The organism is Streptomyces siamensis, from assembly GCF_039543605.1.
GTDB classification, from domain to species: domain Bacteria; phylum Actinomycetota; class Actinomycetes; order Streptomycetales; family Streptomycetaceae; genus Streptomyces; species Streptomyces siamensis.
Window position 1 is genome coordinate 79,457 of record NZ_BAABKB010000048.1, and the last position, 26,559, is coordinate 106,015.

Annotated in this window: 25 protein-coding genes and 1 pseudogene; 10 read left to right on the top strand and 16 right to left on the bottom strand. The window is 71.8% G+C overall.

Annotated features, from left to right (window positions below):
- Positions 1-114: 114 nt before the first annotated feature.
- On the top strand, positions 115-969 hold the full coding sequence (locus ABEB03_RS43105) for a phosphatase PAP2 family protein (protein ID WP_345658559.1): 855 nt from the start codon (positions 115-117) through the stop codon (positions 967-969).
- On the opposite strand, the gene ABEB03_RS43110 is transcribed toward ABEB03_RS43105, so the two are convergent.
- The 8 genes from ABEB03_RS43110 to ABEB03_RS43145 form a co-directional block, all read right to left on the bottom strand.
- Positions 908-2,728: a chitinase gene (locus ABEB03_RS43110; protein WP_345658560.1), complete on the bottom strand. Its 1,821-nt coding sequence runs from the start codon at positions 2,726-2,728 to the stop codon at positions 908-910. The two genes, ABEB03_RS43105 and ABEB03_RS43110, sit on opposite strands and share 62 nt — an antisense overlap.
- Before the next feature lie 108 nt (positions 2,729-2,836).
- The gene (locus ABEB03_RS43115) at positions 2,837-3,289 is read right to left on the bottom strand and encodes a bifunctional DNA primase/polymerase (RefSeq protein ID WP_345658561.1); all 453 of its coding nucleotides are present in this window, start codon (positions 3,287-3,289) and stop codon (positions 2,837-2,839) included.
- A 191-nt stretch (positions 3,290-3,480) separates the two neighbouring features.
- On the bottom strand, positions 3,481-4,908 hold the full coding sequence (locus ABEB03_RS43120) for an NAD(P)/FAD-dependent oxidoreductase (RefSeq protein ID WP_345658562.1): 1,428 nt from the start codon (positions 4,906-4,908) through the stop codon (positions 3,481-3,483).
- A gap of 21 nt (positions 4,909-4,929) precedes the next feature.
- Positions 4,930-5,730, bottom strand: coding sequence for an ABC transporter permease (locus ABEB03_RS43125; protein WP_095936975.1), 801 nt, complete (start codon positions 5,728-5,730; stop codon positions 4,930-4,932).
- Positions 5,731-6,669, bottom strand: coding sequence for an ABC transporter permease (locus tag ABEB03_RS43130; protein ID WP_345658563.1), 939 nt, complete (start codon positions 6,667-6,669; stop codon positions 5,731-5,733).
- A complete protein-coding gene (locus ABEB03_RS43135) occupies positions 6,669-7,811 on the bottom strand; it encodes an ABC transporter ATP-binding protein (RefSeq protein WP_345658657.1) in 1,143 nt (380 codons plus the stop codon). Before ABEB03_RS43135 ends, ABEB03_RS43130 begins: the two co-directional genes overlap by 1 nt.
- A 5-nt stretch (positions 7,812-7,816) precedes the next feature.
- Positions 7,817-9,064: a polyamine ABC transporter substrate-binding protein gene (locus ABEB03_RS43140; protein WP_345658564.1), complete on the bottom strand. Its 1,248-nt coding sequence runs from the start codon at positions 9,062-9,064 to the stop codon at positions 7,817-7,819.
- An 80-nt stretch (positions 9,065-9,144) separates the two neighbouring features.
- Positions 9,145-10,671 carry a gamma-aminobutyraldehyde dehydrogenase gene (locus tag ABEB03_RS43145; protein ID WP_345658565.1) on the bottom strand — a complete coding sequence of 509 codons (1,527 nt, stop codon included), beginning with the start codon at positions 10,669-10,671 and terminating at the stop codon, positions 9,145-9,147.
- Between the two features lie 179 nt (positions 10,672-10,850).
- Here ABEB03_RS43145 and ABEB03_RS43150 point away from each other — a divergent pair, with 179 nt between their 5' ends.
- Positions 10,851-11,432, top strand: a complete 582-nt coding sequence (locus tag ABEB03_RS43150) for an NADAR family protein (protein WP_345658566.1) — start codon at positions 10,851-10,853, stop codon at positions 11,430-11,432.
- 85 nt (positions 11,433-11,517) lie between these two features.
- Here the strand turns inward: ABEB03_RS43150 and ABEB03_RS43155 are convergent, their stop codons facing one another.
- On the bottom strand, positions 11,518-12,300 hold the full coding sequence (locus ABEB03_RS43155) for a DUF4190 domain-containing protein (RefSeq protein ID WP_345658567.1): 783 nt from the start codon (positions 12,298-12,300) through the stop codon (positions 11,518-11,520).
- Positions 12,301-12,950: 650 nt separating this feature from the next.
- Here ABEB03_RS43155 and ABEB03_RS43160 point away from each other — a divergent pair.
- Positions 12,951-14,064: pseudogene (locus ABEB03_RS43160) on the top strand (adenosine deaminase).
- Positions 14,065-14,081: 17 nt separating this feature from the next.
- Positions 14,082-14,765 carry a glycerophosphodiester phosphodiesterase gene (locus ABEB03_RS43165; RefSeq protein WP_345658568.1) on the top strand — a complete coding sequence of 228 codons (684 nt, stop codon included), beginning with the start codon at positions 14,082-14,084 and terminating at the stop codon, positions 14,763-14,765.
- 475 nt (positions 14,766-15,240) lie between these two features.
- On the opposite strand, the gene ABEB03_RS43170 is transcribed toward ABEB03_RS43165, so the two are convergent.
- A complete protein-coding gene (locus ABEB03_RS43170; protein ID WP_345658569.1) occupies positions 15,241-15,882 on the bottom strand; it encodes an NADPH-dependent F420 reductase in 642 nt (213 codons plus the stop codon).
- 128 nt (positions 15,883-16,010) lie between these two features.
- On the opposite strand from ABEB03_RS43170, the gene ABEB03_RS43175 reads away from it, so the two are divergent.
- Positions 16,011-16,370: a winged helix-turn-helix transcriptional regulator gene (locus ABEB03_RS43175; protein WP_345658571.1), complete on the top strand. Its 360-nt coding sequence runs from the start codon at positions 16,011-16,013 to the stop codon at positions 16,368-16,370.
- Between the two features lie 216 nt (positions 16,371-16,586).
- Positions 16,587-17,807 carry a serine hydrolase domain-containing protein gene (locus ABEB03_RS43180; RefSeq protein ID WP_345658572.1) on the top strand — a complete coding sequence of 407 codons (1,221 nt, stop codon included), beginning with the start codon at positions 16,587-16,589 and terminating at the stop codon, positions 17,805-17,807.
- Here the strand turns inward: ABEB03_RS43180 and ABEB03_RS43185 are convergent.
- Together ABEB03_RS43185 and ABEB03_RS43190 are read right to left on the bottom strand one after the other, a co-directional pair.
- The gene (locus ABEB03_RS43185) at positions 17,743-18,294 is read right to left on the bottom strand and encodes a hypothetical protein (protein ID WP_345658573.1); all 552 of its coding nucleotides are present in this window, start codon (positions 18,292-18,294) and stop codon (positions 17,743-17,745) included. The genes ABEB03_RS43180 and ABEB03_RS43185 overlap by 65 nt on opposite strands.
- 128 nt (positions 18,295-18,422) lie before the next feature.
- On the bottom strand, positions 18,423-19,787 hold the full coding sequence (locus ABEB03_RS43190; RefSeq protein WP_345658574.1) for an FAD-dependent oxidoreductase: 1,365 nt from the start codon (positions 19,785-19,787) through the stop codon (positions 18,423-18,425).
- Between the two features lie 372 nt (positions 19,788-20,159).
- Between ABEB03_RS43190 and ABEB03_RS43195 the strand changes: the two genes are divergently transcribed.
- From ABEB03_RS43195 to ABEB03_RS43205, 3 genes are all read left to right on the top strand, one after another.
- Positions 20,160-20,549 (top strand): DUF6153 family protein, encoded by a 390-nt coding sequence (locus tag ABEB03_RS43195; RefSeq protein WP_345658576.1) that lies wholly within the window; start codon positions 20,160-20,162, stop codon positions 20,547-20,549.
- 85 nt (positions 20,550-20,634) lie between these two features.
- The gene (locus tag ABEB03_RS43200) at positions 20,635-21,297 is read left to right on the top strand and encodes a DUF305 domain-containing protein (RefSeq protein ID WP_345658577.1); all 663 of its coding nucleotides are present in this window, start codon (positions 20,635-20,637) and stop codon (positions 21,295-21,297) included.
- 372 nt (positions 21,298-21,669) lie between these two features.
- Positions 21,670-22,953, top strand: coding sequence for an FAD-dependent oxidoreductase (locus ABEB03_RS43205; RefSeq protein WP_345658578.1), 1,284 nt, complete (start codon positions 21,670-21,672; stop codon positions 22,951-22,953).
- Positions 22,954-22,977: 24 nt separating this feature from the next.
- Here ABEB03_RS43205 and ABEB03_RS43210 read toward each other — a convergent pair whose 3' ends face one another.
- The 4 genes from ABEB03_RS43210 to ABEB03_RS43225 all read right to left on the bottom strand — a co-directional run bounded on the left by ABEB03_RS43210 (position 22,978) and on the right by ABEB03_RS43225 (position 25,049).
- The gene (locus ABEB03_RS43210; protein ID WP_345658579.1) at positions 22,978-23,478 is read right to left on the bottom strand and encodes a hypothetical protein; all 501 of its coding nucleotides are present in this window, start codon (positions 23,476-23,478) and stop codon (positions 22,978-22,980) included.
- Positions 23,462-23,953: an RNA polymerase sigma factor gene (locus ABEB03_RS43215; protein WP_028802489.1), complete on the bottom strand. Its 492-nt coding sequence runs from the start codon at positions 23,951-23,953 to the stop codon at positions 23,462-23,464. Before ABEB03_RS43215 ends, ABEB03_RS43210 begins: the two co-directional genes overlap by 17 nt.
- 98 nt (positions 23,954-24,051) lie before the next feature.
- Positions 24,052-24,663 (bottom strand): class F sortase, encoded by a 612-nt coding sequence (locus ABEB03_RS43220; RefSeq protein WP_345658580.1) that lies wholly within the window; start codon positions 24,661-24,663, stop codon positions 24,052-24,054.
- Positions 24,660-25,049, bottom strand: a complete 390-nt coding sequence (locus ABEB03_RS43225) for a sortase-dependent protein (protein ID WP_345658581.1) — start codon at positions 25,047-25,049, stop codon at positions 24,660-24,662. Before ABEB03_RS43225 ends, ABEB03_RS43220 begins: the two co-directional genes overlap by 4 nt.
- Before the next feature lie 313 nt (positions 25,050-25,362).
- Between ABEB03_RS43225 and ABEB03_RS43230 the strand changes: the two genes are divergently transcribed.
- Positions 25,363-26,559 (top strand): exo-beta-N-acetylmuramidase NamZ family protein, encoded by a 1,197-nt coding sequence (locus ABEB03_RS43230; protein WP_345658582.1) that lies wholly within the window; start codon positions 25,363-25,365, stop codon positions 26,557-26,559.

Below are 26,559 nucleotides of genomic sequence, written 5' to 3' on the forward strand. Positions count from 1 at the left end.
GGTTCCGGTGCCGGGGCATTCGGCGTAAGGGCGTGTGAAGAACGTGTGCGAGGTGCATGACGGGACGCGATTCCGTCTGTCGGAGCCGCACCCCCTGTCGTAGGTTCTACCCAGATGAGAGATACACCCCGCCCACAGGGGACTGTGGGTGACACCGGGTCGGGGCCTCCCCAGCTTCAGCCTGGTCGTGCCCTCGCGCACACACCCGGGGCTTCCGGCTCCGGATCTCCTCACCGATCGGACAGTCGCCCGCCCCAAACCCCCCGGGGCGCGCGGCAATCCGATCAGGACGGCCGCCCCGGAACCACCCCCCCTGTTCCGGGGCGGCCGACCTTCCTCCTCGGTCTTCCGGTTCTCCTCTTCGCGCTGATCACCTGGCAGGTGGCCGCCCATGGCGCGCTCGCCCGGGCGGACGAGCGCCTCAGCGGCCGGCTGGTCCGCCCGGACCGCACGGCCGAGCTCCTCGCCGACCTCGGCAACATCGCCGTCGCCGTCCCGGTCCTGGCCGTCGTCCTCGTCGGTGTGGCCGTCCGTGCCCGCCGTGCAGGCGCGGCCCGCTGGTGGCTCGCACCCACCGCAGCGGCGGTGCTGATGGCGGCCGTACCGGCACTGATCGTCCCGCTGAAGGAGCTCGTCGCCCGTCCGGGACCCCCGGTCATGGGCCCCGGCACGGGCTTCTTCCCCTCCGGCCACACGGCCACGGCCGCCATCGCGTACGGCGCCGCCACGCTGCTCCTCCTTCCCCGTCTGCGCACTCCGGGCGCCCGTCGCGCTCTGGTCGCCGCCTGTCTCGTCGTCAACGCCCTGGTCGCCTGCGGTCTGGTCCGCCGCGGCTATCACTGGCCGCTGGACGTGGTGGCGAGCTGGTGCCTGTGCACGGCGCTGCTGACGGGACTGTGGATGTTCCTCAGCCGAAGTAGCGGTCGAAGTTCGTCGAGAACTCCCAGCTCCCGAACCGGTCCCAGTTGACCGACCAGGTCATCAGGCCGCGCAGCCCCGGCCAGGTGCCGTGGGTGGCGTACGAGCCGCAGTTCGTCTTCTTGGTGAGGCAGTCGAGGGCCTTGGTCACCTCCGCCGGGGCGACGTAGCCGTTGCCCGCGTTGGTGGAGGCGGGCATGCCGATGGCGATCTGGTCGGGGCGCAGCGGCGGGAAGACGTTGTTCGCGTCGCCCGCGACCGGGAAGCCGGTGAGGAGCATGTCCGTCATGGCGATGTGGAAGTCCGCGCCGCCCATGGAGTGGTACTGGTTGTCGAGGCCCATGATCGGGCCGGAGTTGTAGTCCTGGACGTGCAGCAGGGTCAGGTCGTCGCGCAGGGCGTGGATGACCGGGAGGTACGCGCCGGCGCGCGGGTCCTGGCCGCCCCACTTGCCCGTGCCGTAGTACTGGTAGCCGAGCTGCACGAAGAAGGTCTCTGGGGCCATGCTCAGGACGAATTTCGAGCCGTACTTGGCCTTCAGGGTCTTCAGCGCCGAGATGAGGTTGACGACCACCGGTGTGGTCGGGTGCTTGAAGTCGGTGTCGCTCGCGTCGAGGGAGAGCGAGTGGCCCTCGAAGTCGATGTCGAGGCCGTCCAGGCCGTAGGTGTCGATGATCTTCGAGACCGAGGAGACGAAGGTGTCGCGGGCGGCCGTGGTGGTGAGCTGGACCTGGCCGTTCTGACCGCCGATCGAGATCAGCACCTTCTTGCCCGCGGCCTGCTTCGACTTGATCGCCGCCTTGAAGTCGGCGTCGCTCTCGACGGTGGGGCACTCGGTGGCCGGGCAGCGGTTGAAGCGGATGTCTCCCGAGGTGACGGAGGTCGGTTCGCCGAAGGCGAGGTCGATGACGTCCCAGCTGTCGGGCACGTCGGCCATACGGGTGTAGCCGGCGCCGTTGGCGAAGCTGGCGTGCAGGTAGCCGACGAGGGCGTGCGGGGGAAGGTCCGAGGAGCCGCCGCCGGAGCCCGCCGAGGTGGTGGCGGTGACCGTCGAGGACTTCGCGGACTCGCCGGCGTCGTTCGTCGCGGCGACCTGGAAGGAATAGGCGGTGGACGGCGTCAGTCCGCTCACGGTGGCCGAGGTGCCGGTGACGGTCTGGACCTTGACTCCGTCGCGGTAGACGGCGTACCCGGTGGCGCCGGCCACCGCGGACCAGGACAGGGCGACGGACGAGGAGCTGACGGTGCCGACGGTCAGGCCGGTGGGCGCGGCGGGCGGCTGCCCCGCGTCGACGCCGGGGCCGACCAGGGAGACGTCGTCGGCGTAGTAGGTGCCGGTGCCGTACCAGCCGTGCGTGTAGAGCGTGACCTTGGTGGTGGAGGGCCCGGTGCGGAAGGTCGTGGTCAGCTTCTGCCAGTCGGCGGCCGACTGGGTCCAGGTGGACACGTCGGTGGTGCCGGTGCCGGTGGCGCCGAGGTAGACGTAACTGCCCCGGACGTAGCCGGAGAGGGTGTACTGCGCGTCGGGTTTGACGGTCACGGTCTGCGAGCACTGCGCGTAGTCGCTGCCGGCCGGGGTCGCCTTCAGCGCCGAACTGCCGCTCCTGACGGGTGAGGTGACGGTGCTGCCCGCCGTGCAGGTCCAGCCGTCCAGGCCCGACTCGAACCCGCCGTTGCGGGCGAGGTCCGCGTCGGCCGCACGGGCGGCCGACGAGAGCGCGGCAAGGCCGGGCACGGCAAGGGCGGTCGCCGTGCACACGGCGATGAGTCTGCGACGCGAGAACGGTCCGGTGCGTCCGGTGCGATCCACAACTGCCTCCGGGCATGGGGGAAATGGGAGGGTGGAGCGCGCCCAACTTGGTCCAGACCAATTCGGTTGTCAAGACCTCTGACAGGCGCGGGACCCACCCGCGCGCCTCTAGCGACCCTCGTTCCCGGCCAGCCCCGCCGCCGCCTCGTGCATGGCCAGTTCGAGCAGTGCCGGATCGGTGAGCGTGCCCGAGCCGTCGGGCGGAACCAGCCAGCGGACCCCACCGGTCGACCGGCCCGGGTAGGGCACCACGATCCACGTGCCGCTGCCCGCCGTGCGCACCCCGGTGCCGAGCCACCGCGCCGCGGTGCCCGCGGGCACGAAGAACCCCATCCGGGCGTCGCCGAAGTCGACGAGCACGGGCCCCGGCTGGTCGATCACCCGGGTGAGCACGTCGAGCGTCGGATAGCCGAGTTCGCCCGGCAGGATGAGCACGTCCCAGGCCCGGCCGGCGGGCAGCAGGGCGACTCCCATCGGGTTGCGCTCCCACTCCCATCGGCAGGCCTCGGGGTCCGGTGCCACCGACGTCAGCCACTCGACCGCCGCCTTCGCCCCTGTCATGACGGAACCTCCCTCTCTGCTGCGACGCCGGTCGCGTCACAGGGGAGAGGGAGGTTCGGGCCGGGCATTACGCGGGTTCTGGCTGCTTGTGGGCAGTGAACCGGGTCACACCGTGCGAGCAGGGCGTGCGCCGACGGATCAGGAACGCCTCCACGCGCCCCGCCCGCCGGCCGGCTCACCCCGCCCGTGGGTCAGCTGTCGAAGCCGAGCCCCAGCCTGTCCATCGCCCGCAGCCACAGATTGCGCCGACCGCCGTGCGCGTCCGCCCGCGCCAGCGACCACTTGGTCAGGGCGATCCCGGTCCAGGCGAAGGGCTCGGGCGGGAAGGGCAGCGGCTTCCTGCGGACCATGTCCAGTTCGGTGCGCTCCGTCCGCTCCCCCGCCAGCAGGTCGAGCATCACGTCCGCACCGAACCGCGTCGCCCCCACTCCGAGGCCCGTGTACCCGGCCGCGTACGCCACCTTGCCCTGGTGGGCGGTGCCGAAGAAGGCCGAGAAACGCGAGCAGGTGTCGATGGCGCCGCCCCAGGCGTGCGTGAAGCGGACGCCCTCCAACTGCGGGAAGCAGGTGAAGAAGTGCTCCGCGAGCTTCGCGTACGTCTCCGGACGGTCGTCGTACTCGGCGCGCACCCGGCCGCCGTACGGGTAGATCGCGTCATAGCCGCCCCACAGGATCCGGTTGTCGGCCGACAACCGGAAGTAGTGGAACTGGTTGGCCGAGTCGCCGAGGCCCTGACGGTTCTTCCACCCGACGGACGCCAGCTGGTCCGCCGTCAGCGGCTCGGTCATCAGGGCGTAGTCGTAGACCGGGACGGTGTAGGAGCGGACGCGCTTGACCAGGTTCGGGAAGATGTTGGTGCCGAGGGCGACCCGGCGGGCGCGGACCGAGCCGTACGGGGTGCGGACGGCCATCCCCGCGCCGTACGCCTTCAATTGGAGCGCGGGCGTGTGCTCGTACACCCGCACGCCGAGCCGGAGGCACGCCTCCTTCAAACCCCAGGCCAGCTTGGCCGGGTGGAGCATGGCGACGCCCCGGCGGTCGTACAGGCCGGCCAGGAAGGTCGGCGAGTCGACCTGTTCCCGCACCGCGTCGGTGTCCAGGAACTCGACGCCGTCGGCGAGGCCGGCCCGCTCCAGCTCCGCGTGCCAGTCGCGCAGCTCGGACGCCTGGTGCGGCTCGGTGGCGACGTCGATCTCACCGGTGCGCTCGAAGTCGCAGTCGAGGGAGTAGCGGGCGACCGTCGCCTCGATCTCGTCGAGGTTGCGGGCGCCCAGCTCCTCCAACGTGCCGATCTCGTCCGGCCAGCGGGTGAGACCGTTGGCCAGGCCGTGCGTGAGGGAAGCGGCGCAGAAGCCGCCGTTACGGCCGGAGGCGGCCCAGCCCACCTCACGGCCCTCGACGAGGACCACCTCGCGCCCGGGATCGCGCTCCTTGGCGAGCAGCGCGGTCCACAGTCCGCTGTAGCCGCCACCGACGACGAGCAGATCACAGGTCTCGGCGCCGGTGAGCGCGGGCTCGGGGTGGGGCTTGCCGGGGTCGTCCAGCCAGTACGAGACCGGCTGGACGTCGGAAAGAGACTTCGTCCACTGATTACCACGGGTCATGGCGCTAGGGGCCATGATTTCAACTCCCTACGAGCGTTATGCCTTTTGCTTGTTCCGGCGATTTCCTACGACCATGCCGGCCAGGACGAACAGTACGGCGACGAGGAACATGGCCGTACCGATGACATTGATCTGAACGGGTGTTCCGCGCTGCGCCGATCCCCACACGAACATGGGGAAGGTGACGGTCGAACCCGCGTTGAAATTGGTGATGATGAAGTCGTCGAAGGAGAGCGCGAAGGACAGCAGCGCGCCCGCCGCGATACCGGGTGCCGCGATGGGCAGGGTGACCCGCAGGAAGGTCTGCACGGGACCGGCGTACAGGTCCTGCGCCGCCTGTTCCAGGCGCGGGTCCATCGACATCACCCGTGCCTTGACCGCGGTGACGACGAAGCTGAGGCAGAACATGATGTGGGCGATCAGGATCGTCCAGAAGCCCAGCTGGGCACCGAGGTTGAGGAAGAGCGTGAGCAGCGAGGCCGCCATGACGACCTCGGGCATCGCCATCGGCAGGAAGATCAGCGAGTTGATCGCTCCCCGCGCGCGGAAGCGGTAGCGGACCAGCGCGAAGGCGATCATCGTGCCGAGGACGGTCGCTCCGACCGTCGCCCACAGGGCGATCTGGAGGCTGATCGAGAGCGAGCCGCACATGTCGGCGACGCCGCACGGATCCTTCCAGGCGTCCGTGGAGAACTGCTGCCATTCGTAGTTGAAGCGTCCCTTCGGTTTGTTGAAGGAGAACACCGTGACGATGACGTTCGGCAGGAGCAGGTATCCGAGCGTCACCAGTCCAGCTATGACGACGAGATGGCGCTTGAGCCAGTTGACGAAGGCCATTTAAACCAGATCCTCCGTCCCGGACCTGCGGATGTAGAGGGTGACCATGAGGAGAATCGCCGCCATGAGGATGAACGAGAGGGCGGCGGCCGTCGGATAGTCGAGCACACGCAGGAACTGCGTCTGGATGACGTTTCCGATCATGCGGGTGTCGGTGGAGCCGAGGAGTTCGGCGTTCACGTAGTCGCCGGAGGCCGGAATGAACGTGAGCAGCGTGCCGGAGACGACACCGGGCATCGACAGCGGGAAGGTGACCTTCCGGAAGGTCGTGAACGGCTTGGCGTACAGGTCGCCCGCCGCTTCGTGCAGCCGCCCGTCGATGCGCTCCAGCGAGGTGTAGAGCGGCAGGATCATGAACGGCAGGAAGTTGTACGTCAGACCGCAGACCACCGCGAGCGGCGTGGCCAGGACGCGGTCCCCCGACGTCATGCCGAGCCAGCTGGTGACGTCCAGGAGGTGCAGCGAGTTGAGGGCGCCGACGACCGGGCCGCCGTCGGCGAGGATGGTCTTCCAGGCCAGCGTGCGGATCAGGAAGCTGGTGAAGAACGGCGCGATCACCAGGATCATGATCAGGTTGCGCCAGCGGCCCGCGCGGAACGCGATGAGATACGCCAGCGGGTACCCCAGCAGCAGGCACAGGATCGTCGCGGAGCCCGCGTAGAGCACCGAGCGCACGAACTGCGGCCAGTACTCGGACAGGGCGTCCCAGTAGGTCGCGAGGTGCCAGGTGACCTTGTAGCCGTCCTCCAGGGAGCCCGTCTGCACGGACGTGGAGGCCTGGTAGATCATCGGCAGCGCGAAGAAGACCAGCAGCCACAGGATGCCGGGCAGGAGCAGCCAGTACGGCGTCCAGCGGCCCCTCTTGCGCGGGGGCTTGCTCTCCGGGGTCTTCGTGACGGTGGGGTCGAGAGGCGGCGGCGCCTCCGTGAGCGTCGACATCAGGCGGCCTCCTCCTCGACGCCCGCGTCGATGTCCTGAGCCGCGTCCAGGCCGAAGGTGTGGGCCGGGTTCCAGTGCAGGACGACTTCGGCGCCGGGCACGAGCCGGGAGTCGCGGTCGATGTTCTGGGCGTAGACCTCGAACTCGGGGCAGACCGGGCTGTCGATCACGTACTGCGTGGAGACGCCGATGAAGCTGGAGTCGGCGATCCGGCCCGTGATGCGGTTGCGGCCGGCCGGGATCTCGCCGGCGTCCTCGGCGTGCGTGAGGGAGATCTTCTCCGGGCGCACCCCGACCAACACCTTGCCGCCGGTGGTCGCCGGGGCGGAACATCGCGCCTGGGGCAGGGTGAGCTTGCCGCCGCCCGCCTTGAGGACTATCTCGTCGCCGCCGCGGGAGTCGACCTCGGCCTCGATGAGGTTGGAGGTGCCGAGGAAGTTGGCGACGAAGGTGGTCTGCGGGTTCTCGTACAGGTCGGCGGGCGCGCCGAGCTGCTCGACACGGCCCGCGTTCATCACGGCGACCGTGTCGGCCATCGTCATGGCCTCCTCCTGGTCGTGCGTGACGTGGACGAAGGTGATGCCGACCTCGGTCTGGATCCGCTTGAGCTCCAGCTGCATCTGGCGGCGCAGCTTGAGGTCGAGGGCGCCGAGGGGCTCGTCGAGGAGCAGCACCTTGGGGTGGTTGATCAGCGCGCGGGCCACGGCGACGCGCTGCTGCTGGCCACCGGAGAGCTGGTGAGGCTTCTTGCGTGCCTGCTCGCCCAGCTGCACCAGGTCGAGCATCTCCTCCACCTGCTTCTTCACCGACTTGATGCCGCGCCGGCGCAGACCGAAGGCGACGTTCTCGAAGATGTCGAGGTGCGGGAAGAGGGCGTAGGACTGGAAGACCGTGTTCACCGGGCGCTTGTAGGGCGGCAGGTGGGTGACCTCCTGGTCGCCGAGGAAGACGGTGCCCGAGGTCGGGTCCTCCAGGCCGGCGATCATGCGCAGGGTGGTGGTCTTGCCGCAGCCGGAGGCGCCGAGCAGGGCGAAGAACGAACCCTGCGGCACGGTCAGGTCGAGCGGGTGCACGGCCGTGAAGGAGCCGTACGTCTTGCTGATCCCGGAGAGGCGGACGTCGCCGCTGTTGTCTGTCGTCATCATCGTCACGCCCCTGTGAGCTTCGCGAACTTCGCTTCGTAGGCCGTCTCTTCCTTCGGCGACAGTGCGCGGAAGGAATGCGACTTCGCGGCCATGACCTTGTCGGGAATGATCAGCGGGTTGTCCGCCGCGGATTTGTCGATCTTCGCGAGGTAGGGCTTCACTCCGTCGACGGGCGACACGTAGTTGATGTACGCGGCGAGTCGGGCGGCCGGCTCGGGCTCGTAGTAGTAGTCGATGAGCCGCTCGGCGTTCGTCTTGTGGCGCGCCTTGTTCGGGATCAGCATGTTGTCGGTCGACGTCATGTATCCGCTGTCCGGGATGACGAAGTCGACGTCCGGGCTGTCCGCCTTGAGCTGCACGATGTCACCGCCCCAGGCCACGCAGGCCGCCAGGTCGCCCTTGGTGAGGTCGGACGTGTAGTCGTTGCCCGTGAAGCGCCGGATCTGACCCTTGTCGACGCCCTTCTGGATACGGGCGATCGCCGCGTCGTAGTCGTCGGCGGTGAACTTCTCCGGGTCCTTGCCCATGTCGAGCAACGTCATGCCGATGCTGTCGCGCATCTCCGACAGGAAGCCGACGCGCCCCTTGAGCTTGGGGTTGTCGAGCAGGTCGGAGACCGACCTCACCTCGATGCCGTCGAGCGCCTTCTTGTTGAAGGCGATGACGGTGGAGATGCCCTGCCACGGGTACGAGTAGGCGCGGCCCGGGTCCCAGTCGGGGTTGCGGAACTGCGCCGACAGGTTGGTGTAGGCGTGCGGCAGGTTGGCCGGGTCCAGTTTCTGGACCCAGCCCAGGCGGATCAGGCGGGCCGCCAGCCAGTCGGTGAGGACGATGATGTCGCGTCCGGTGTCCTGGCCCGCGGAGAGCTGCGGCTTGATCTTCCCGAAGAACTCGTTGTTGTCGTTGATGTCCTCCGTGTACTTGACCTTGATGCCGGTCCGGCGGGTGAACGCGTCGAGCGTGGGGTGGTGTTTCTCGCTGTCGTCCACGTCCATGTACTCGGTCCAGTTGGAGAAGTTGACGGTCTTCTCCTTGGCCGAGTGGTCCTCGGCGGACGTGCCGCCCTGCGTCTTGCCCGCCGCGGGGATCCCGCAGCCGCTCAATGCCCCGAGACCGCCCACGGCGAGGGCTCCGCCCGCGGAGGCGCGCAGCAGCGAACGGCGGGTGAGGGAGGCCCTGCCGTTCCGGAAGCTGCGCCGCATCGCGGCCAGTTGAACCGGGGACAGGCGTTCGGGCTCGTGGTGCTCCATGCTCTGATGCCCTTTCGGAAGGGTCGCGGCCGTGGTCGCGGCCTGGTCTGCCGCTCGGCCGTGGCCGAACGTCGCACCGGCTAGGGCCGGTCCCCGAAGATGGTGCGGTGCCAGTCCTTCTCGGCCACCGCGGTGTTGTCGAACATGACGTGCTTGACCTGTGTGTACTCCTCGAAGGAGTACGCGGACATGTCCTTGCCGAAGCCGGACGCCTTGTAGCCGCCGTGCGGCATCTCGCTGATGATCGGAATGTGGTCGTTGACCCAGACGCAGCCCGCCTTGATCTCGCGGGTCGCGCGGTTCGCCCGGTACACGTCGCGGCTCCAGGCGGAGGCCGCGAGCCCGTACGGGGTGTCGTTGGCGAGGGCGATGCCCTCGTCGTCGGTGTCGAAGGGCAGCACGACGAGCACCGGACCGAAGATCTCCGCCTGCACGATCTCGCTGTCCTGGGCGGCGTCGGCGACGAGGGTGGGCGCGTAGTACGCACCCCTCTTGAGGTCGCCCTCGGGGACGACCCCGCCGGTCACCACGCGCGCGTAGCCGCGGGCCCGGTCGACGAAACCGGCGACGCGGTCGCGCTGGGCGTGCGAGATCAGCGGGCCGAGGTCGGTGCCGGGGGCGAACGGGTCGCCCAGCCGCACGCTCTCCATCAGGGCGGCGGTCCGACGCACGAACTCGTCGTGGAGGGGCCGCTGTACGTACGCGCGCGTGGCGGCCGTGCAGTCCTGGCCCGTGTTGATGAGCGACCCCGCGACCGCGCCGTGCACGGCGGCGTCCAGGTCGGCGTCGTCGAAGACCACGAAGGGGGCCTTGCCGCCCAGTTCCAGGTGCAGCCGCTTGACGGTCGAGGTGGCGATCTCGGCGACCCGCTTGCCGACGGCGGTGGACCCGGTGAAGGAGGTCATCGCGACGTCGGGGTGTCCGACGAGGTGTTCGCCGGCCTCCTTGCCCAGGCCCGTGACGATGTTGACGACACCGTCCGGGATCCCCGCCTGCGTGGCCGCCTCGGCGAACAGGAGCGAGGTGAGCGGGGTCAGTTCGGCCGGCTTCAGGACGATCGTGTTGCCCGCGGCGATGGCCGGGAGGATCTTCCACGCGGCCATCTGGAGCGGGTAGTTCCACGGCGCGATGGAGCCGACGACGCCGATCGCCTCACGGCGGACGTACGACGTGTGGTCGCCGGAGTACTCCCCCGCGGACTGGCCCTGAAGGTGCCGGGCCGCGCCCGCGAAGAACGCGGCGTTGTCGATGGTTCCCGGCACGTCGAACTCGCGCGTCAGCTTGAGCGGTTTGCCGCACTGGAGGGACTCGGCCTGGGCGAACTCCTCGGCGCGCTCGGCGAGCACGGCGGCGAAGCGGTGCAGCGCGTCGGAGCGCTCGCCGGGGGTGGCGCCCGACCAGCCGGGGAACGCCTCGCGCGCGGCGGCGACGGCCGCGTCGACGTCGGCGGTGCCCGCCAGCTCGTACGTGTAGATCTCGTCGCCGGTGGCGGGGTCGACGACCGCGTGCATGCGGCCGGAAGTGCCCTTGGTCAGCCGGCCCGCGATGTACTGCGCGCCGTCCGCGAAGCGGTCCTGCGCCTGGAAGCGATGGCCCGGATTGTGCATGTCGCTCTCCTCCGCCGTCCTCCCCGTCTCCGCGAGGGGTCGGCGTAGCTCCAGCTCGATTTGAGTGCCGATCCTGACAGAGCCAAGGGACGCCAACAAGTGATTCCGTTGTTGCCTTTTGGTTACGCGACGGAATCTGTCGACCAGGTGTCGAGTCACGTTGGTAAAGGCGGGACGGAATGTCAGTGGTGCGTGCCACAGTGGCGTGCATGGGGAAGATCGATTCTTGGGAAGCGCTGGTCAGCAAGGTCGAATCGGGGGCGAGGGTCAAGTACCTGCACTTCTGGGGTCACCGTCCGCGACCGGACGGCAGTGTGGGCGCGAGCTGTCTGAGCCAGTGGTGGCCGTCGCCGTTCGTGGTCGAAGGCGTCTCGTACGCGACGGCGGAGCACTGGATGATGGCCTCGAAGGCACGGCTGTTCGGCGACGCGGAGGCGGAGCGCCTGGCGGTGGACGCCGCGAACCCGGCGCTCGCCAAGAAGGCCGGACGGCTGGTGCGCGACTTCGACGACGTCATATGGGAGCGCGAGCGGTTCGGGATCGTGGTGGAGGGCAGCGTCCACAAGTTCCGGGCCCACGCCGATCTGCGCGAGTTCCTGCTGGGCACCGGCGAGCGGGTGCTCGTCGAGGCGAGCCCGCTCGACCGGGTGTGGGGCATCGGACTGGCGGCGGACGACGAACGGGCCGCCGATCCCGCCCGGTGGCGGGGACCGAATCTGCTCGGGTTCGCGCTGATGGAGGCCCGGGACCGGCTCCGCTAGCGCGCCGTCCCGCGGCGCACCCGACACGGTCGAACCCTCGCCGGCAACAAGGACCGCCACACCGCAGCGGTCTCCGTGGGGTGTCCTACCGGGACCGCTCGGTCACGAGCGAGGTGGAGAAGCCGCCGTCACCGCCCGGGTCGCCGTCGCCGTCGCCGTCGGGGGTCACGATGAGGAAGACGAGCATCGCGATCCCCAGGGCGATGCCGACGGCTCCGCAGATGATCCCGGCCAGGGCCTGTCCCGGGTTCGTGGCCTCGCCCCGGCTCGCCTTGCGCCGCCCGATCGCCCCGAAGATCACCCCGAGGACGCCGAGGACGATGGCGAGCGGCCACAGACAGAAGACGGCCGCCGCGATGATGCCGAGCACCAGACCGGCGGTGCCCATGCCATTGCTCGGCGCGGGTGTCCCCGGCCATCCGTAGCCGGGGAAACCCTGGTAGGGGCCCTGCGGCGGGGCGGGGGCGTAGTGCGCGTGGTCGTAGGGGAACCGGCCGGGGCCGTCGGGGGCTGTCGGAGGCGGCGGGACCGGCTCTCCCGGCGCGGGCTGCGGGTATGGAGTGGGGGGCGCGAAGGGGTTGCCCGGGGCGCCCGGCATCGGGCCCGGCATCGGGCCGCCCGGAAAGGCCGACTGTGGCGGCGGGGCGAAGGGGTTGTCCCAGGCGCCGGGCGTACCGGGCCCCGGCGCGCCGGGCACGGAGGTGGCCGTGGGCCCGTCGTGCACGGGGTGCGGCGCCGGTGCGGAGCCCCACCCGGAGGGCACCGTGTCCGTGGGCTCCGCGGGCGGAGCCCACGGATCGAACGCCTGCGGCGGAGTGCGGTCCGGCTTGTCGAGCGACACCGGGTCCGCTCCCGCACGCTCCGGCACGGGGCCCGGCTCCCACCCTCGGGGCTCGACCGGCGCGGGGTTCTCGCCCGGCGCGGCGGGCCAGTCCGCGGTGTAACCCTGTCCCGGCTCGGGAGCCTGAAACGACCTGCGCGTCTCCCCTGACGCAGACCGCTCCCCAGGAGCGGCGGGCCAGTCCGCGGTGTAACCCTGTCCCGGCTCGGGAGCCTGAAACGACCTGCGCGTCTCCCCTGACGCAGACCGCTCCCCAGGGGCGGAGGGCTCGTCCGAGGTGTGGCCCTGTCCCGGCTGAGGGGCCTGGCCGGCTGTGTCGTCGTGCCCCGGCTCGTAGGCCTGGCCCGACGCAGGGGGCCGATCCGACGTGGGGGCCTGTTCCTGCGTGCCCGTCTCCTCCGTCACCGACGGCCCGCCCTGTCCCGATACAGGGGATTCTCCCGACTCGGCCGCTTTGCCCGCCGCGGAGGCCCGTTCCGACGTGGGCGGCGCGCTGTCCGGGGACGGGCCGCCCGGTGAGGCCCAGGCGGCGGTGTCGCGGGGCGCTTCCGGCGTCCGGGCGTCGTCGGGCATGCGCGAGTCCCCTCAGTCGTACGTTCCGTCATGCTAAGGCCCGGGACCGGAGCCGGGCCGCCCGGGCGTCCGCCTACGATGATCCCCGAGTCACCGATCAGCCGATCACCCGCGTCCCGCCGACCACGGTCCGGGACGCCGTTCCGGGGAGGAACCTTGACCGACCACCACATCGCACGCGACGGCGCCCACGATCTGCACGCCTTCATCGCCGGACTGCCCAAGGCCGAACTGCACGTGCACCACGTCGGCTCCGCCTCCCCGCGCATCGTGTCCGCCCTGGCCGCCCGGCACCCCGACTCCAAGGTGCCGACCGACCCCGAGGCCCTCGCGGACTACTTCACGTTCACGGACTTCGCCCACTTCATCCAGGTGTACCTGTCCGTCGTCGACCTGATCCGCACCCCCGAGGACGTGCGGCTGCTGACGTTCGAGGTCGCGCGGGACATGGCCCGGCAGCAGGTCCGCTACGCCGAGCTGACGATCACTCCGTGGTCCTCCACTCGTCGCGGCATAGACGAGCGGGCCTTCATGGACGCGATCGAGGACGCCCGCAAGGCGGCCGAGGCCGAGCTCGGCGTTGTCCTGCGCTGGTGCTTCGACATCCCGGGCGAGGCCGGGCTGGAGGCCGCGGAGGAGACGGTGCGGCTGGCCACCGACGACCGACTGCGCCCGGAGGGACTGGTCTCCTTCGGGCTCGGCGGCCCCGAAATCGGAGTACCGCGGCCGCAGTTCAAGCCGTACTTCGACCGGGCCATCGCCGCCGGACTGCGTTCCGTGCCGCACGCCGGCGAGACGACCGGTCCCGAGACGGTCTGGGACGCGCTGAACGACCTGCGCGCGGAGCGCATCGGACACGGCACGAGCTCCGCCCAGGACCCGAAGCTGCTCGCCCACCTCGCCGAGCACCGCATCGCGCTGGAGGTCTGCCCGACCTCCAACATCGCCACCCGCGCGGTCCGCACCCTCGACGAGCACCCGCTCAGGGAGTTCGTGGAGGCCGGGGTGCCCGTCACCGTCAACTCCGACGACCCGCCGATGTTCGGCACGGACCTCAACAACGAGTACGCGGTCGCCGCCCGTCTCCTCGCCCTCGACGAGCAGGGTCTCGCCGCCCTCGCCAAGAACGCGGTCGAGGCCTCGTTCCTGGACGCGGACGGCAAGTCCCGCCTCGCCGCCGAGATCGACACCTACGCCTCGACCTGGCTCACTCCCTGACCCGACACAATGGGCCCATGCGCACCGTGACTGCCGTGGCCCATCGCGGCGCCCCCTATCGCGTCCGTGAGAACACGCTCGACTCCCTGCGTTCCGCGCTCCGACTGGGCGCGGACGCGGTGGAGATCGACGTACGACTCACCCGCGACGACGTACCCGTCCTGCTGCACGACGCGACGCTGAAGCGGCTGTGGGAGCAGGACCGTCCGCTGCGCTCGCTCTCCTCCGACGAGGTGCGCGGGCTCACCGGGGGCGGCGTGCCGACGTTCGCCGACGCCCTGGCCGCGACCGGGGACAGCCGGATCATGGTCGACCTGCCCGGCCCGGTCGACGTGAGGGCGGCGCGCACGATCGTCGACGTGGTCCGGGCGTGCGGCGCGCAGGAGCGGGTGTACTACTGCGCGGGCGCCGAGGCGATGCTCGCGGTGCGAACCGCCGATCCCGGCGCGGAGATCGCGCTGACCTGGACGACGCTCGCGCCGCCGCGGCCCGGCCTCCTCGCCGCCGTGCGTCCGCGCTGGCTCAACTACCGTTTCGGACTGGTGACCCGGGAGCTCACCGCCCGCGTCCACCGCGGCGGCCATCTGCTCTCCGTGTGGACGCCGGACACCCGCCGCTCCATGCGGCGCCTGCTCGACGTGGGGGTCGACTCCATCACGACGAACCGCATCGACGCGCTCTGCTCCCTGCGCAGGGACTGAGCCGGCCGGGGCACGTGCGGCCACCGCGCGACGACAGGCCACCCCGCCACCGGAGTTCAGGGACGCGCCCCGTGCGGGACGTGGCCGAGGCCTTCGTGTGGCCCGCGCGGTACGTGACCGAAGCCGTCACGCGCGCCGCGCGGACCGCACCACCCGCGCCGCGCGGCCCCTCACCGCCGCCGTCGCGCGGGCCGTGACCGAGACCCTGGTGCGGTCCACGCGGACCGCACCATCGCCCGCGCCGCACGAAGCATGGCCGAAACCGCCGCACGGACATGGCCCACGCCATCACACGCGCCGCACGGAGGGTGACCGACGCCATCACTCGCGCCGCGCCATACGTGACCGAAACCGCCGCACGGATCGTGACCGACGCCGTCGCGCGCGCCGCACGGAACGAGACCGGAGGCGTCTCTCGGACCGTGACCGAATCCGCCGCACGATCCGTCGGTCGTCGCGCCGGCGAGCCCCGGTGTCAGCGCTCGCCCGCGAACTCCCGGGGCGGGGCGATGGCCTGGGCGTCCGCTCCCTCTCCGACCCACAGTCCGATCAGCAGGGCCGCCGTCGCCTCCAGCAGACCGGCCCTGGCCGTCCCGCCGGCGTCCAGTGGCTCGCACCCCAGGTCCCGCACGAGCCGGCGGACGACGTCGAGCGCCTGTGCGTCGTCGCCGCACAGCGGGACCGCGAGCGGGCGCCCGGAGAACACCGGCGGTGTCAGCCGCCAGACGTCCTCGTGGCAGAGGTTGAACGCCTTGACCACGCGGGCGCCGGGCGCGGCGGCTGCGACGCGTTCCGCGGCCGACGGTCCGCCCGCGGTCCGCAGGGCGAATCCCGGTCCCACCGGATTGACGCAGTCGATCAGCACCCTGCCGCGCAGCGGCTCTTCGAGACCGGCGACGACCTCGGTGACGGCCGCGTACGGCAGTGCGAGCAGCACCGCGTCGGTGCCGAACTCGGCCGCCTCGCGCAGATCTCCGGCGCGCCCGCCGATCCGCCGGGCCAGCCGGGCCGCCCGGCCCGGATCCCGTGCGCCCACGCACACATCGTGCCCGGCGCGCGCCCACTGCGTGGCGAGCGCGTCCGCCATGTTCCCCGCGCCCAGCGTCCCGATCCTCATCCGCCTCGTGTCCCTTCCGTCGTCGCGGCACCGCATCCGTGCGCGGTCGTCGCCGTGCCGGCATCCGCGCGGTCGCCATCTGTGGCTCGGGGACGACAGTAGGAAGCCGCTCGGGCACCATTCGGTAAGTGACCACCGACGCCTTCCTCGCCGACTGCCGGGCCCGGCTCGCCTTCGACCTGCTGGGCAACACCTGGAACTCCGTGGTGCTGTGGGCACTGCGGCACGGGCCGCGGCGCCCGGGGGAACTGCGCGCAGCGATCGGCGGGATCAGCGCGAAAGTGCTGACGCAGACGCTGCGCAGGCTGGAGTTCAACGGCCTGGTGACCCGGTGTGCGTACGGCGGTTCGCCGCCCAGGGTGGAGTACGGCCTCACGCCGCTGGGGCGGACGTTGCTCGACCCGATCGAGGCGTTCGGGACGTGGGCCCACGTCCACGGCGACGAGGTGATGGCCGCGCAGGAGCGGGCCGAGGGGGCCGGGGAGTGACCGCACGGGGTTCTGAGGACGGGCCGGGCGTGAGGGCGGGCACGAACGGCCGCTGGAGGAAGGGGTCTCGCGGCGGGGATCGGCACGGCCCTTAGGGGCGACCCTCGGGCGGGCGCCAGGGACCGCCCCCTCCCTGGTGAGGATCCGGCGGACAGCGGGCGGACGGAGGATGAGCGGCATCGATCCCGACCGTCCCACCGCCCGCAGGAGTGCCCGATGCCCCACCGCCGTACCGCAGTTGTCGTCGCCGCCGCTGTCTGTCTCGGCCTCGCCGCCGGACCGCTCAGCGCGCCCGCGTTCGCCTCCCCCACCGCCCGCGGCCCCGTGGCGAGCGCGCAGCGGACGGGCGGACCCGACGCCGTGGCGCTGCGTGCCGCGCTGGCCGGCCTCCCGGACGGGGACGCGACCGCCGCTCTCGTGCGCGTCGGCGGCACCGACGGCGCATGGCGCGGCAGCGCGGGCGTGCACGATCTGCACAGCGGGCGGGCGGCCGACCCGGACGCCCGGTTCCGGGCGGGCTCCACCACGAAGGTCGTCACCGCGGCGGTCGTCCTCCAGCTGGCGGCCGAGGGCCGGGTCGACCTGGAGGCCCCCGTGCAGCGCTATCTCCCCGGCCTGCTGACGCCCGCGTTCGAGCCCGTCTCCGTACGCCAGTTGCTGAACCACACGAGCGGCATCCAGGCGGGCGACGGCTTCGGCGACTCCTTCGAGGACGCGTACGCGCACCGCTTCGACACGCTCACACCGCGGCAGGTCGTGGCCTCGGCGGTGGCCAAGGGGCCGGAGTTCCGGCCGGGGAGCCGGCAGGAGTACCTGAACATCAACTACACCGTCCTCGGCATGCTGATCGAGAAGGTGACCGGCCACTCGTACGCGCACGAGGCGGAGCGGCGGATCCTGCGGCCCGCCGGGATGCGCCACACGTACTTCCCCGGCACGGATCCCCGTATCCGCGGGCCGCACAACCACGGGTACCAGGCCGTGCCGAAGGGGGACGGCACGACGGAGTTCGTCGATGTCACCGACTGGAACCAGGCGGACCGGTGGGCGGCCGGCGACATGGTCTCGACGACCGCCGACCTGGAACGGCTGATCACCCGCCTCTTCCGCGGAGACCTCGTTCCCGGACCGCAGCTGGAGGAGATGTTCACCGTGCCGGCGGGCATCGAGGGCGCCGACATGAGCGCGGGGCTCCAGCGCTTCGAGTACGGCGGCACGGTCTACTGGCTCAAGTCGGGTGCCCGGTACGGCTACAGCACGGCCGTCGCGGCCACCCGGGACCTGTCGCGCACCCTCGTCTACTCGGTGAACTCCACCGACGCGAAAGGCGAGTCCATGAATCCGGTGGCCCAGCGGATCGCGATGGCCGCCCTCAGGCAGCCGGAGCCGGCGGGACGTGCGGACCGGGAGCCGGCGAAGGAACGGGGTTCGCGGTGAGCGCCTCCAGCCGCTTGATCCTCTTGCGGACGATGTGGAGCGGGATCACTCCGAGGACACCGAAGGACATGTCGATCACGCTCCACCAGAAGGGAATTCCGCGGATCGGCCCGCAGATCAGGGCGAGGGGGACGATGCCGGCGCAGGCGATCATGCCGAGCTCGACGACCCAGATGTTGCGGACCGGGTCACGGTAGGGCCCCCAGAACGCGGTGGCGATCACCAGGTGGGCGAAGGCCAGCCAGTCCGTGCCGTACAGCAGGAACGGGTAGTCGGAGTCGGCGGCGTCCAGCCCCTGCCGCACCCGCTCGATCCAGTCCGTCAGTGCGGGCAGGTGCTCCGGCACGGACAGGGCCCTCAACAGGTCCTCCGTCCAGCGCAGTTCGTGCACCAGGGGGAAGGCCGTGGCGCCGCTGAGCACCAGGCAGACGACAAAGAAGACCAGCCATGCGCGGATGCCCTTGAGGAGGGCGGCTCTGTCGCTCATGGCAGCAGCGTACGCCCATTCTTGAACGTGTTCAAAACTGTCCCCGTCCGAGCGGCGGACCGGGCGCGCCGGGAACGACGGAGGCCCGGACCGTCATGGTCCGGGCCTCGCGTGCTTCAGCCGAAGCCCTAGGCGCCGCTCGCCTTGAGCATGTCCTCACGCTCGACGATCTTCACGCGGTCGCGGCCCTGCGGCTCACCCAGCGCCTTCTCCGCGGCGTCGAGCCGGTACCAGCCGTCCCACGTGGTGAAGCGCACCTCCCGCTCCGCGAGGAAAGCGTCCACGGCCTCCGGCTCCGGCGACACCGGGGTGTGCAGCCGGCCGTTCGCGTGGTCGTCCAGCAGGCTGGCGACCGTCTCGTTGGCGTCACCCTTGGTGTGACCGATCAGACCCACCGGGCCGCGCCGGATCCAGCCGGTGACGTACGTCGACCGGAGGTGCTCCCCGCTGTCCTCGATCACGCGGCCGGCCTCGTCGGGGACCGTGCCCGAGTCGACGTCCCAGGGCAGCTTGGGCAGGCTGTCGGACAGGTAACCGACGGCGCGGTAGACGGCGGTGACGTCCCAGTCCTTGAACTCGCCGGTGCCCTTCACGTTGCCGGTGCCGTCGAGGGCGGTGCGCTCGGTGCGCAGCCCGGCGACCTTGCCGTCCTCCCCGAGGATCTCGGAGGGCGACTCGAAGAAGTGCAGGAAGAGCTTGTGCGGCCGGTCCCCGGTGTCGCGGATGGCCCAGTTCTCCAGGGTCTTGGCGACCATGTCGGCCTGCTTGTTGCCGCGCCGGGTGGCGATGGAGCCCTCGTCGTAGTCGATGTCCTCGGGGTCGACGACGACCTCGATGTTCGGCGAGTGGTCGAGCTCCCGCAGCTCCATCGGGCTGAACTTCGCCTGGGCGGGGCCGCGACGGCCGAAGACGTGGACCTCCAGCGCCTGGTTGGCCTTGAGTCCCTCGTGGACGTTCGGCGGGATCTCGGTCGGCAGCAGCTCGTCCGCGGTCTTGGCCAGCACGCGTGCCACGTCGAGCGCCACGTTGCCGACGCCGAGGACGGCGACCTTGCGCGCGTCGAGCGGCCAGGTCCGCGGCACGTCCGGGTGCCCGTCGTACCAGGAGACGAAGTCCGCCGCGCCGTACGAGCCGTCGAGGTCGATGCCGGGTATGTCGAGCGCCCGGTCGGCGGTGGCGCCCGTGGAGAAGATCACCGCGTCGTAGAACGCGCGCAGGTCGTCCAGGTTGAGGTCCCGCGGGTAGTCGACGTTGCCGAAGAGCCTGATCTGCGGCTTGTCGAGCACCTGGTGCAGGGCCGTCACGATGCCCTTGATGCGGGGGTGGTCGGGCGCGACGCCGTAACGGATCAGACCGAACGGGGCCGGCATCCGCTCGAAGAGGTCGATGGACACTCCGGGCTCGGCGGCCACTGCGGATTTCAGCAGCGCGTCGGCGGCGTAGATACCGGCCGGGCCGGCTCCGACAATGGCTACCCGCAGAGGGCGAGGCATGATCAGGTTCCCTTCGAGCAGGGGCAGGCGGACTCGACGGGAAGCCTAAGCTAAGGCAAGCCTAAGTCAGTAGTCGGGTCCGGGCTATGACCCCATAAGGCAGCCTTATGGGGCGAGGGCCCCGCTCCACGACGGCCCCCCGACCCCGGCGGGCCCGTGCCCCGCACGGCCTGTGCGGCCTTTCCCGTCCGCCCGGCGACGACCCGCACGCACACTCGCCGCACCGGACGCGGCATGGAGTGCATCACCCGGCACACGGGGCGCGCGCACCGGGTGGCCGCCGGGCCGTCGGTCGGGCGACGCCGGGCATGGCGCCGGTCCGCTCTTCGGGCCGCGCCGGACGCCGTTCCGACGGGCCCTAGGATGAACCCGATGAAGAGCCGCGAGCAGGCCCCCGCTCCCCGACCGCCCGTGCGGCGGTGGCGGACGCTGCTCGTCCTCGGCCTGCTCGCCGGACTGCTGGGCATGCACGCCCTCGCCCCCGGCGGCGTCCCGGAGCACCGTCACGCCCGGCCCATGGCGGCCACCGCCACCCCGCACGACGACTGCCCCGACGGCCACTGCGGCGGAAGCCACGTCCGGCACGCCGACTCGACCTGCGCGTCGGGGGCCGTCGGCGGCGGACCGGTGCTGCCCGCGCTCGCACCCGACCCGATGGCCGCCCCCGCCCGCGCCGACGCCGCGTGCCCGTCCACGACCGATGCGCCCGACGGCGCACGCGCGCCACCCTCACTCGCCGAACTCCAACTCCTGCGGATCTAGAGGCACCCGGCACCGCGCCGACACCGGCGCGGCGCTCACGCACGCCCGGATCAGTACGTCACCTTCCCTTTGCAGGAGTTCACGCATGTCCGACAAGTCGACCCGCGCACGCCGCGCCGCTCTCGTCGTGGTCACCGCGACCGCCGCGCTCGCCCTCACCGCCTGCGGCGGCGACAGCGGCCACTCGGCCCACTCCACCAACTCCCCGTCCGCGACCGCCGGCCCGTCCACCGGCCCCCACAACGCGCAGGACGTCTCCTTCGCGCAGGGCATGATCCCGCACCACCGGCAGGCAGTGGAGATGGCGGCGCTCGCCTCCGACCGGGCCGCCTCCGCCGAGGTCAAGGACCTCGCCGCACGTATCGAGAAGGCCCAGGACCCGGAGATCGCGACCATGACCGGCTGGCTGAGGTCCTGGGGCGCGAAGGTGCCCGCCGCGGGCTCCTCGGCCTCCATGCCCGGCATGGACCACTCCGGCCCCTCCGACCACTCCGACCACTCTGGAATGCCTGAAATGTCCGGAATGATGTCCACCAAGGACATGGCCGCGCTGAAGGCCGCCTCCGGCAAGGAGTTCGACGCCATGTTCCTGGCCATGATGGTCGAGCACCACAAGGGCGCCGTCGAGATGGCCGGCACCGAGAAGGCCAAGGGCAGGTCAGCACCTGCCACTTCGCTGGCCGACGACATCATCACGGCCCAGAACGCCGAGATCACCGAGATGAACAAGCTGCTCGGCAAGGGCTGACGCCGCTTCAGGGGGCCGGTGCAGGCTCCGGCCCCCTGTCGGCCCGAGGCGCTCCGGATCCGCCGGCGGCGACCGGCATGCTCCGAATCCACCGGCGGCACCCGGCACGCTCCGGATCCACCGCCGTCGCCCGGCCTCCTCGTCGTACGCGCCTGCCGTGTCCGATGGGGCGGTGGGGAAACGTGAGGCGTCGCATGTTCACGGTTCGACCATATTTTGGGCAACGTGCGCCGATATCGCTGTGCGACGGCGGGATACGGGCGACACTGAGCGGCGGAGGGGGGACAGGCGCGACGAGAGCTCTGCGGACGCGCCATCCCGACGTGTCGCGCCGCCTTGGGGAAGGCGGCGCGGGGACCAGCGGGGGGATGCATGACGCAGTCGCTTCCTGAGCAACGCCCTGCCCGGGAGCGGGCGTTCGCGGGGAGTGGACCGCCTCCGGTCGTCGTGATCGGGGCCGGCCCGTACGGACTGTCGGTGGCGGCGCACCTGCGGGCCGGCGGCGTACCGGTGCTCGTCTTCGGTGAGACGCTGGGCAGTTGGCGGCACGCCATGGCCACCGGAATGTTCCTGAAGTCGACACCGGACGCCGTCGATCTGTCCGCCCCGGTACCCGGTGCCCGGCTGGCGGACTTCCGCCGCGCACACGGCGAGCCGGAACTGACCGAGCTCACGCCGATCCCGTGCGACGTCTTCGTGCGCTACGGGCAGTGGTTCCAGAAGCAGCACGTCGGCGAGGTGGACCCCGCCCGGGTCGTGAGCGTCGACCGGGCCACGACGGACTCCGGGTTCACGGTCCGGCTGGACGACGACCGGGAACTCGCCGCCGCTGCCGTCGTCGTGGCCACCGGCCTGAACGGACTCGCGCATGTTCCGGCGGAGTTGACGCACCTGTGCCCCGACGGGGCGGGGCGCGGGGCTCTCGTGTCGCACACGAGCCATCACACCGACCTGTCGCCGTACGCGGGCCGCCGCGTCGCCGTGATCGGCGGCGGCCAGTCCGCGCTGGAGAGCGCCGCGCTGCTGCACGAGGCCGGCGCCGAGGTGCAGGTACTGGTCCGCGAGGACCATGTGCTGTGGGGCAGTACGCCGGGCTCGGCCCGCGCCCGGTGGCGGCGGATGGCCCGGCCCTATTCACCGCTGGGCACGGGCTGGATCCTGGCCGCGGTGTGCAGGGCTCCGGGCGCGGTGCGGCGGCTGCCCGCCGCGGTCCGGATGCTGCTGTTCCGTCGTGCGCTCGGCCCGTCGGGCGGCTGGTGGCTGCGGGACCGCGTGGAGGGCGTGCTCCGGGTGCGCACCTCGTGCCGGGTCACCCGGGCCGAGGCCGCCCGGTCCGGGGTGCGCCTGGAGGTCGCCGGACCACGCAGTGCGTCCGAGGCCCTCACCGTCGACCACGTGCTCGCGGCCACGGGTTACCGGCTCGACCTGGACGCGGTGCCCTTCCTGTCCCCCACGGTGCGCGGTGCCCTGGCGTGCGTCCCGGGGTCGAAGGCACCTCGTCTGAAGGCCGGCTTCGAATCCTCCGTCCCCGGCCTGTACTTCGCCGGCTCGCTCGCCGCCCCGACGTACGGGCCGATGATGCGGTTCGTGGCCGGTACGGAGTACGTCGCCACACGTATCGCCGCGCACGCCGCCCGACGGGTCAGCGCGCCCTGACCGCGGCCCGGTTGCCGCCGGGGGCTACCGCCGGGGGTCGCTCCCGGGTGTGCTCGCCCCGCTCCGGACCGCCGACGGCGCGACGGTCGGCGTCGCCGAGGCGTCGGGGGTGGGCACGACCCGGTCGTCCGAGGCGCGGGACCCCCCGGTCTGCCGGCTCCGGGTGGGACGGGACGTGACCGAGCCGGTGGGCCGCGAGGGGACGGGCGACGCGGACGGAGTGGGTGTCGGCGACGGGGCGGGAGGCACCGTACGGCCGTCGGCGGGCGGCGGTGCCAGGGGGACCGTCGGGGAGGCGGGGGCCGAGGGCCCCGCCAGGTGGAGAGGCAGCGCGACGAGGGCGGCGACGGCGCAGGACACGCCGAGCCCGGCCGCGGCACGCAGCAGCCTGCGGCGGGCCGCGGCACGACGGACCGCCTCGTAACGGCCGGCGGGCGGTCCGAGGAATTCGGCGGGCGGCCGCAGGACGGCCGCGAGGGGGTCGTCGGGTCCGGACTCCGGGCCGTCGTCAAAGCGTGTGGTCAAGGCTTCTCCTCAGGTGGACACGGAGCAGTTCCCGGGCCGCGTGGAGGTCGGCCTTGACGGTTCCTTCCTTGCGCCCGGTCAGTTCGGACACCTCCCGGATCGGCATGTCAGCGTAGTAGTGCAGCAGGATCGGGACGCGCAGTCGTTCGGGCAGCGACTGCACCAGCAACCGCACCGACGGATCCGCCTGTTCGGTGTGGGGGCGGACGGCCGCCTCGGTGGTGGCACGGCGTACGGCCCTGCGTTCGCGCTCCAGCTTGCGCCAGTGGTCCCGGACGAGGTTGGCCGCGGTGACGTAGAGGAAACCGCGCGGCTCCTCGACGGACGTCCAGCGGGCCCACAGCCGGGTGAACGCCTCCGAGGCGATCTCGTGGGCCGTCTCGTCGTCGTCGACGAGACGGCGGCACCAGCCGGCGAGGCGCGGGTAGAGGGCGGCGAACAGTTCGGACGCTGCCTTGTCGCGGGACCGTTTCAACGCTCTCCATGGTCGTGATGGCACTCGTACGGCACTCGTGGGGGAGGATGCCGGGCCGACGGCGTACGTTCCGCCGGCCCGGCACGGCTGCCGTCGGGTCAGGGGGTGGTGGAGCTCAGCGCGGCGAAGACGATGACGTTGTCGAGATATCCGTCACCGGTCCGGAAACCGCCGCAGGTGATCAGGCGCAGCTCCGGGCGGTCCACGTCGCCGTACACGTCGTCCGCGGGGAAGTCCGCCTTGGCGACGGTCCGTACGTCGCTGACGCTGAACTCCGCCGCCGTGCCGTTCTCCAGGCGCGTCACGATCCGGTCGCCCCGGCGCAGCCGTGCCAGCCGGCGGAACACCCCGTCGCCGTAGGCCCCGACCGTGACGTGGCCGAGGATGACCGACGGGCCGGTCTGACCGGGTGTCGGGGAGTGCCGGTACCAGCCCGCCCGGTCGTGCGCGGTGACGGGAGGCACCTGCACGGTGCCGTCCGCCGCCAGGCCGAGCCGTACGACCGGGGTGTCGACCCCGATGGCCGGGATCCGCAGCCGGACCGGGGCCGAACGCGCGAGGGCGTGCGGCGCCGTGGAGGAGGCCCGCGACGGCGCGGGCGCGCTCCGGGTCCGCCGCGGGGCCGCCGTCCCATGGGCCGGCCGGCCGCAGCCCGCGAGCAGCGCGGCCGCCGTCGCCGTACCGAAGGCGCGCCTGGAGAGCGGGGTCATGCCCCGGTCGCCCGGCGGCGGCGTACGACGAAGACCGCCCCGCCGCCCGCGACGAGCGCCGCGGCGGCGGCTCCGCCGATCAGACCGCTCCCGGACCGGGATCCCGAGGTCTCGGCAGCCGTCACGCCGGTGTCGGGCGCACCCGACGGCCTGACGGAGACCTGCCCCGGGGACGGTGCTCGGGTGGGCGCCGGGCTCGACGCGCGTGTGGGCACCGGGCTGGGCGCGCGGGTGGGCTCGGCGCTGGGCACCGGGGACGGCTCGCTGCTCGCCCGGGTGGGGGCGGCGCTCGGGCTCGGGGACGCACCGTCGGCGAACGCGGGCACGGTGCCCGCCAGTACGGCGGTGCACGCGAGTGCCGCGGCGCTGAGGACAGTTCGGCGCATGGGATCGCTCTCTCTCGTCGGTCCGCCCGGCCGGTGCCGGGCGGGATCACGGATCGAGCGGAGAGACGAGGCGGCACCGGGGCAGGTTGTAAAGAACAGGCAAAGTCACCGGCCGTTCGCATTCCCGGGGTCCGCGGGGAGGGGAACAGGTCATGGGCTGCCCCGACCTCAACAGGGGGGCGAGGTGCCGGTCCCGGCGACCGCGTCGCGGCGCGTCCGGCTCGACGTGCCCCGCGGTTCCCCAGAATTCGCGGACATCCCAGTACATTTCCAGCTATCGCTGAGAGAGGTCACCGGCAGACGGGGGCAGAGGATGAGCACGGACGGCCGCGCCGCCGTGACGACCGGGATCGCACGACTGCACGCCTCGCCCGGACTCGCCGGACCCGGCCGCATCGGGCTCGTGACCAACCACACCGGCGTCCTCCCCGACCTGCGTCCGGCCGCGCCCGCACTGCTCGACGCCGGCATGCGGCTGGTCGCCCTGTTCGGTCCCGAGCACGGGCTGCACGGAACCGGCCAGGCGGGCGAGAGCGAGGCCGCGCAGGCCGACCCCGCGACCGGACTGCCGGTCCACGACACCTACCGGTGCGACGGCGAGCGCCTGGACGAACTGCTGCTCGACAGCGGCGTCGACGCCCTGGTGTACGACCTCCAGGACATCGGGGCGAGGTTCTACACCTATGTGTGGACCATGTTCGACCTGCTGGTCTCGGCGGCCCGCACGGGCGTGCGGTTCGTCGTCGCGGACCGGCCGAATCCCCTCGGTGGACTCGTCAGCGAGGGCCCGCTGCTCGACCCCGGATGGGCCAGTTTCGTCGGACGCGCCCCGATGCCCGTCCGGCACGGCCTCACCTGCGGTGAGGTCGCCCGCCTCCTGAACGCCTCGCTCGTCCCCCAAGTGGCAGGCACCGCAGCCGACTTGACGGTCGTCGAGGCGGCCGGCTGGCGGCGCGCCGCGGGCGCGGAGGCCACCGGCCTGCCCTGGGTGGCGCCCTCGCCGAACATCCCGACGCCCGCGACCGCCACCGTCTACCCCGGCACCTGCCTGTTCGAGGGGACGAATCTCTCGGAGGGCCGGGGCACCACGCAGCCCTTCGAGATCGTCGGGGCCCCGTACATCGACGCGCGGTTCGCGCCCGCGCTCGCCGAACTCGCCCTGCCCGGAGTGCACTTCCGTGATCTGCGGTACGTACCGACCTTCCACAAACACGCCGGACGGCCGCTGCGCGGGGTCCAGCTCCACATCACCGACCGCGAGGCGTTCGCCCCCGTACGCACCGCCGTCGCGATGCTCGCCACGCTGCGGCGCCTGTACCCCGAGGACTTCGCCTGGCGCAGCGCGGACGGCGGCGAGGAGGCGACCGGCCACCGTCACTTCGTCGACCTGCTGTGGGGCTCCGACCGATTGCGGCGCACCGTCGACGCGGGCGACGACCCGCTGCCGCTGTGCGATCCACCGGGGCCGCCCGGCCGATGGGCCGGGGACGACGTGCTGCTCTACGCCTGA

Excerpts from the sequence above, each read along its gene's own strand:
- ABEB03_RS43140 (WP_345658564.1), bottom strand. The coding sequence starts at position 9,064 with ATGGAGCACCACGAGCCCGAACGCCTGTCCCCGGTTCAACTGGCCGCG.
- ABEB03_RS43150 (WP_345658566.1), top strand. The coding sequence starts at position 10,851 with ATGTCAGTGGTGCGTGCCACAGTGGCGTGCATGGGGAAGATCGATTCT.
- ABEB03_RS43170 (WP_345658569.1), bottom strand. The coding sequence starts at position 15,882 with ATGAGGATCGGGACGCTGGGCGCGGGGAACATGGCGGACGCGCTCGCC.
- ABEB03_RS43165 (WP_345658568.1), top strand. The coding sequence starts at position 14,082 with ATGCGCACCGTGACTGCCGTGGCCCATCGCGGCGCCCCCTATCGCGTC.
- ABEB03_RS43125 (WP_095936975.1), bottom strand. The coding sequence starts at position 5,730 with ATGGCCTTCGTCAACTGGCTCAAGCGCCATCTCGTCGTCATAGCTGGA.
- ABEB03_RS43230 (WP_345658582.1), top strand. The coding sequence starts at position 25,363 with ATGAGCACGGACGGCCGCGCCGCCGTGACGACCGGGATCGCACGACTG.
- ABEB03_RS43220 (WP_345658580.1), bottom strand. The coding sequence starts at position 24,663 with ATGACCCCGCTCTCCAGGCGCGCCTTCGGTACGGCGACGGCGGCCGCG.
- ABEB03_RS43180 (WP_345658572.1), top strand. The coding sequence starts at position 16,587 with ATGCCCCACCGCCGTACCGCAGTTGTCGTCGCCGCCGCTGTCTGTCTC.
- ABEB03_RS43145 (WP_345658565.1), bottom strand. The coding sequence starts at position 10,671 with ATGCACAATCCGGGCCATCGCTTCCAGGCGCAGGACCGCTTCGCGGAC.
- ABEB03_RS43195 (WP_345658576.1), top strand. The coding sequence starts at position 20,160 with ATGAAGAGCCGCGAGCAGGCCCCCGCTCCCCGACCGCCCGTGCGGCGG.
- ABEB03_RS43205 (WP_345658578.1), top strand. The coding sequence starts at position 21,670 with ATGACGCAGTCGCTTCCTGAGCAACGCCCTGCCCGGGAGCGGGCGTTC.
- ABEB03_RS43225 (WP_345658581.1), bottom strand. The coding sequence starts at position 25,049 with ATGCGCCGAACTGTCCTCAGCGCCGCGGCACTCGCGTGCACCGCCGTA.
- ABEB03_RS43135 (WP_345658657.1), bottom strand. The coding sequence starts at position 7,811 with ATGACGACAGACAACAGCGGCGACGTCCGCCTCTCCGGGATCAGCAAG.
- ABEB03_RS43200 (WP_345658577.1), top strand. The coding sequence starts at position 20,635 with ATGTCCGACAAGTCGACCCGCGCACGCCGCGCCGCTCTCGTCGTGGTC.
- ABEB03_RS43120 (WP_345658562.1), bottom strand. The coding sequence starts at position 4,908 with ATGGCCCCTAGCGCCATGACCCGTGGTAATCAGTGGACGAAGTCTCTT.
- ABEB03_RS43105 (WP_345658559.1), top strand. The coding sequence starts at position 115 with ATGAGAGATACACCCCGCCCACAGGGGACTGTGGGTGACACCGGGTCG.
- ABEB03_RS43190 (WP_345658574.1), bottom strand. The coding sequence starts at position 19,787 with ATGCCTCGCCCTCTGCGGGTAGCCATTGTCGGAGCCGGCCCGGCCGGT.
- ABEB03_RS43115 (WP_345658561.1), bottom strand. The coding sequence starts at position 3,289 with ATGACAGGGGCGAAGGCGGCGGTCGAGTGGCTGACGTCGGTGGCACCG.
- ABEB03_RS43130 (WP_345658563.1), bottom strand. The coding sequence starts at position 6,669 with ATGTCGACGCTCACGGAGGCGCCGCCGCCTCTCGACCCCACCGTCACG.
- ABEB03_RS43185 (WP_345658573.1), bottom strand. The coding sequence starts at position 18,294 with ATGAGCGACAGAGCCGCCCTCCTCAAGGGCATCCGCGCATGGCTGGTC.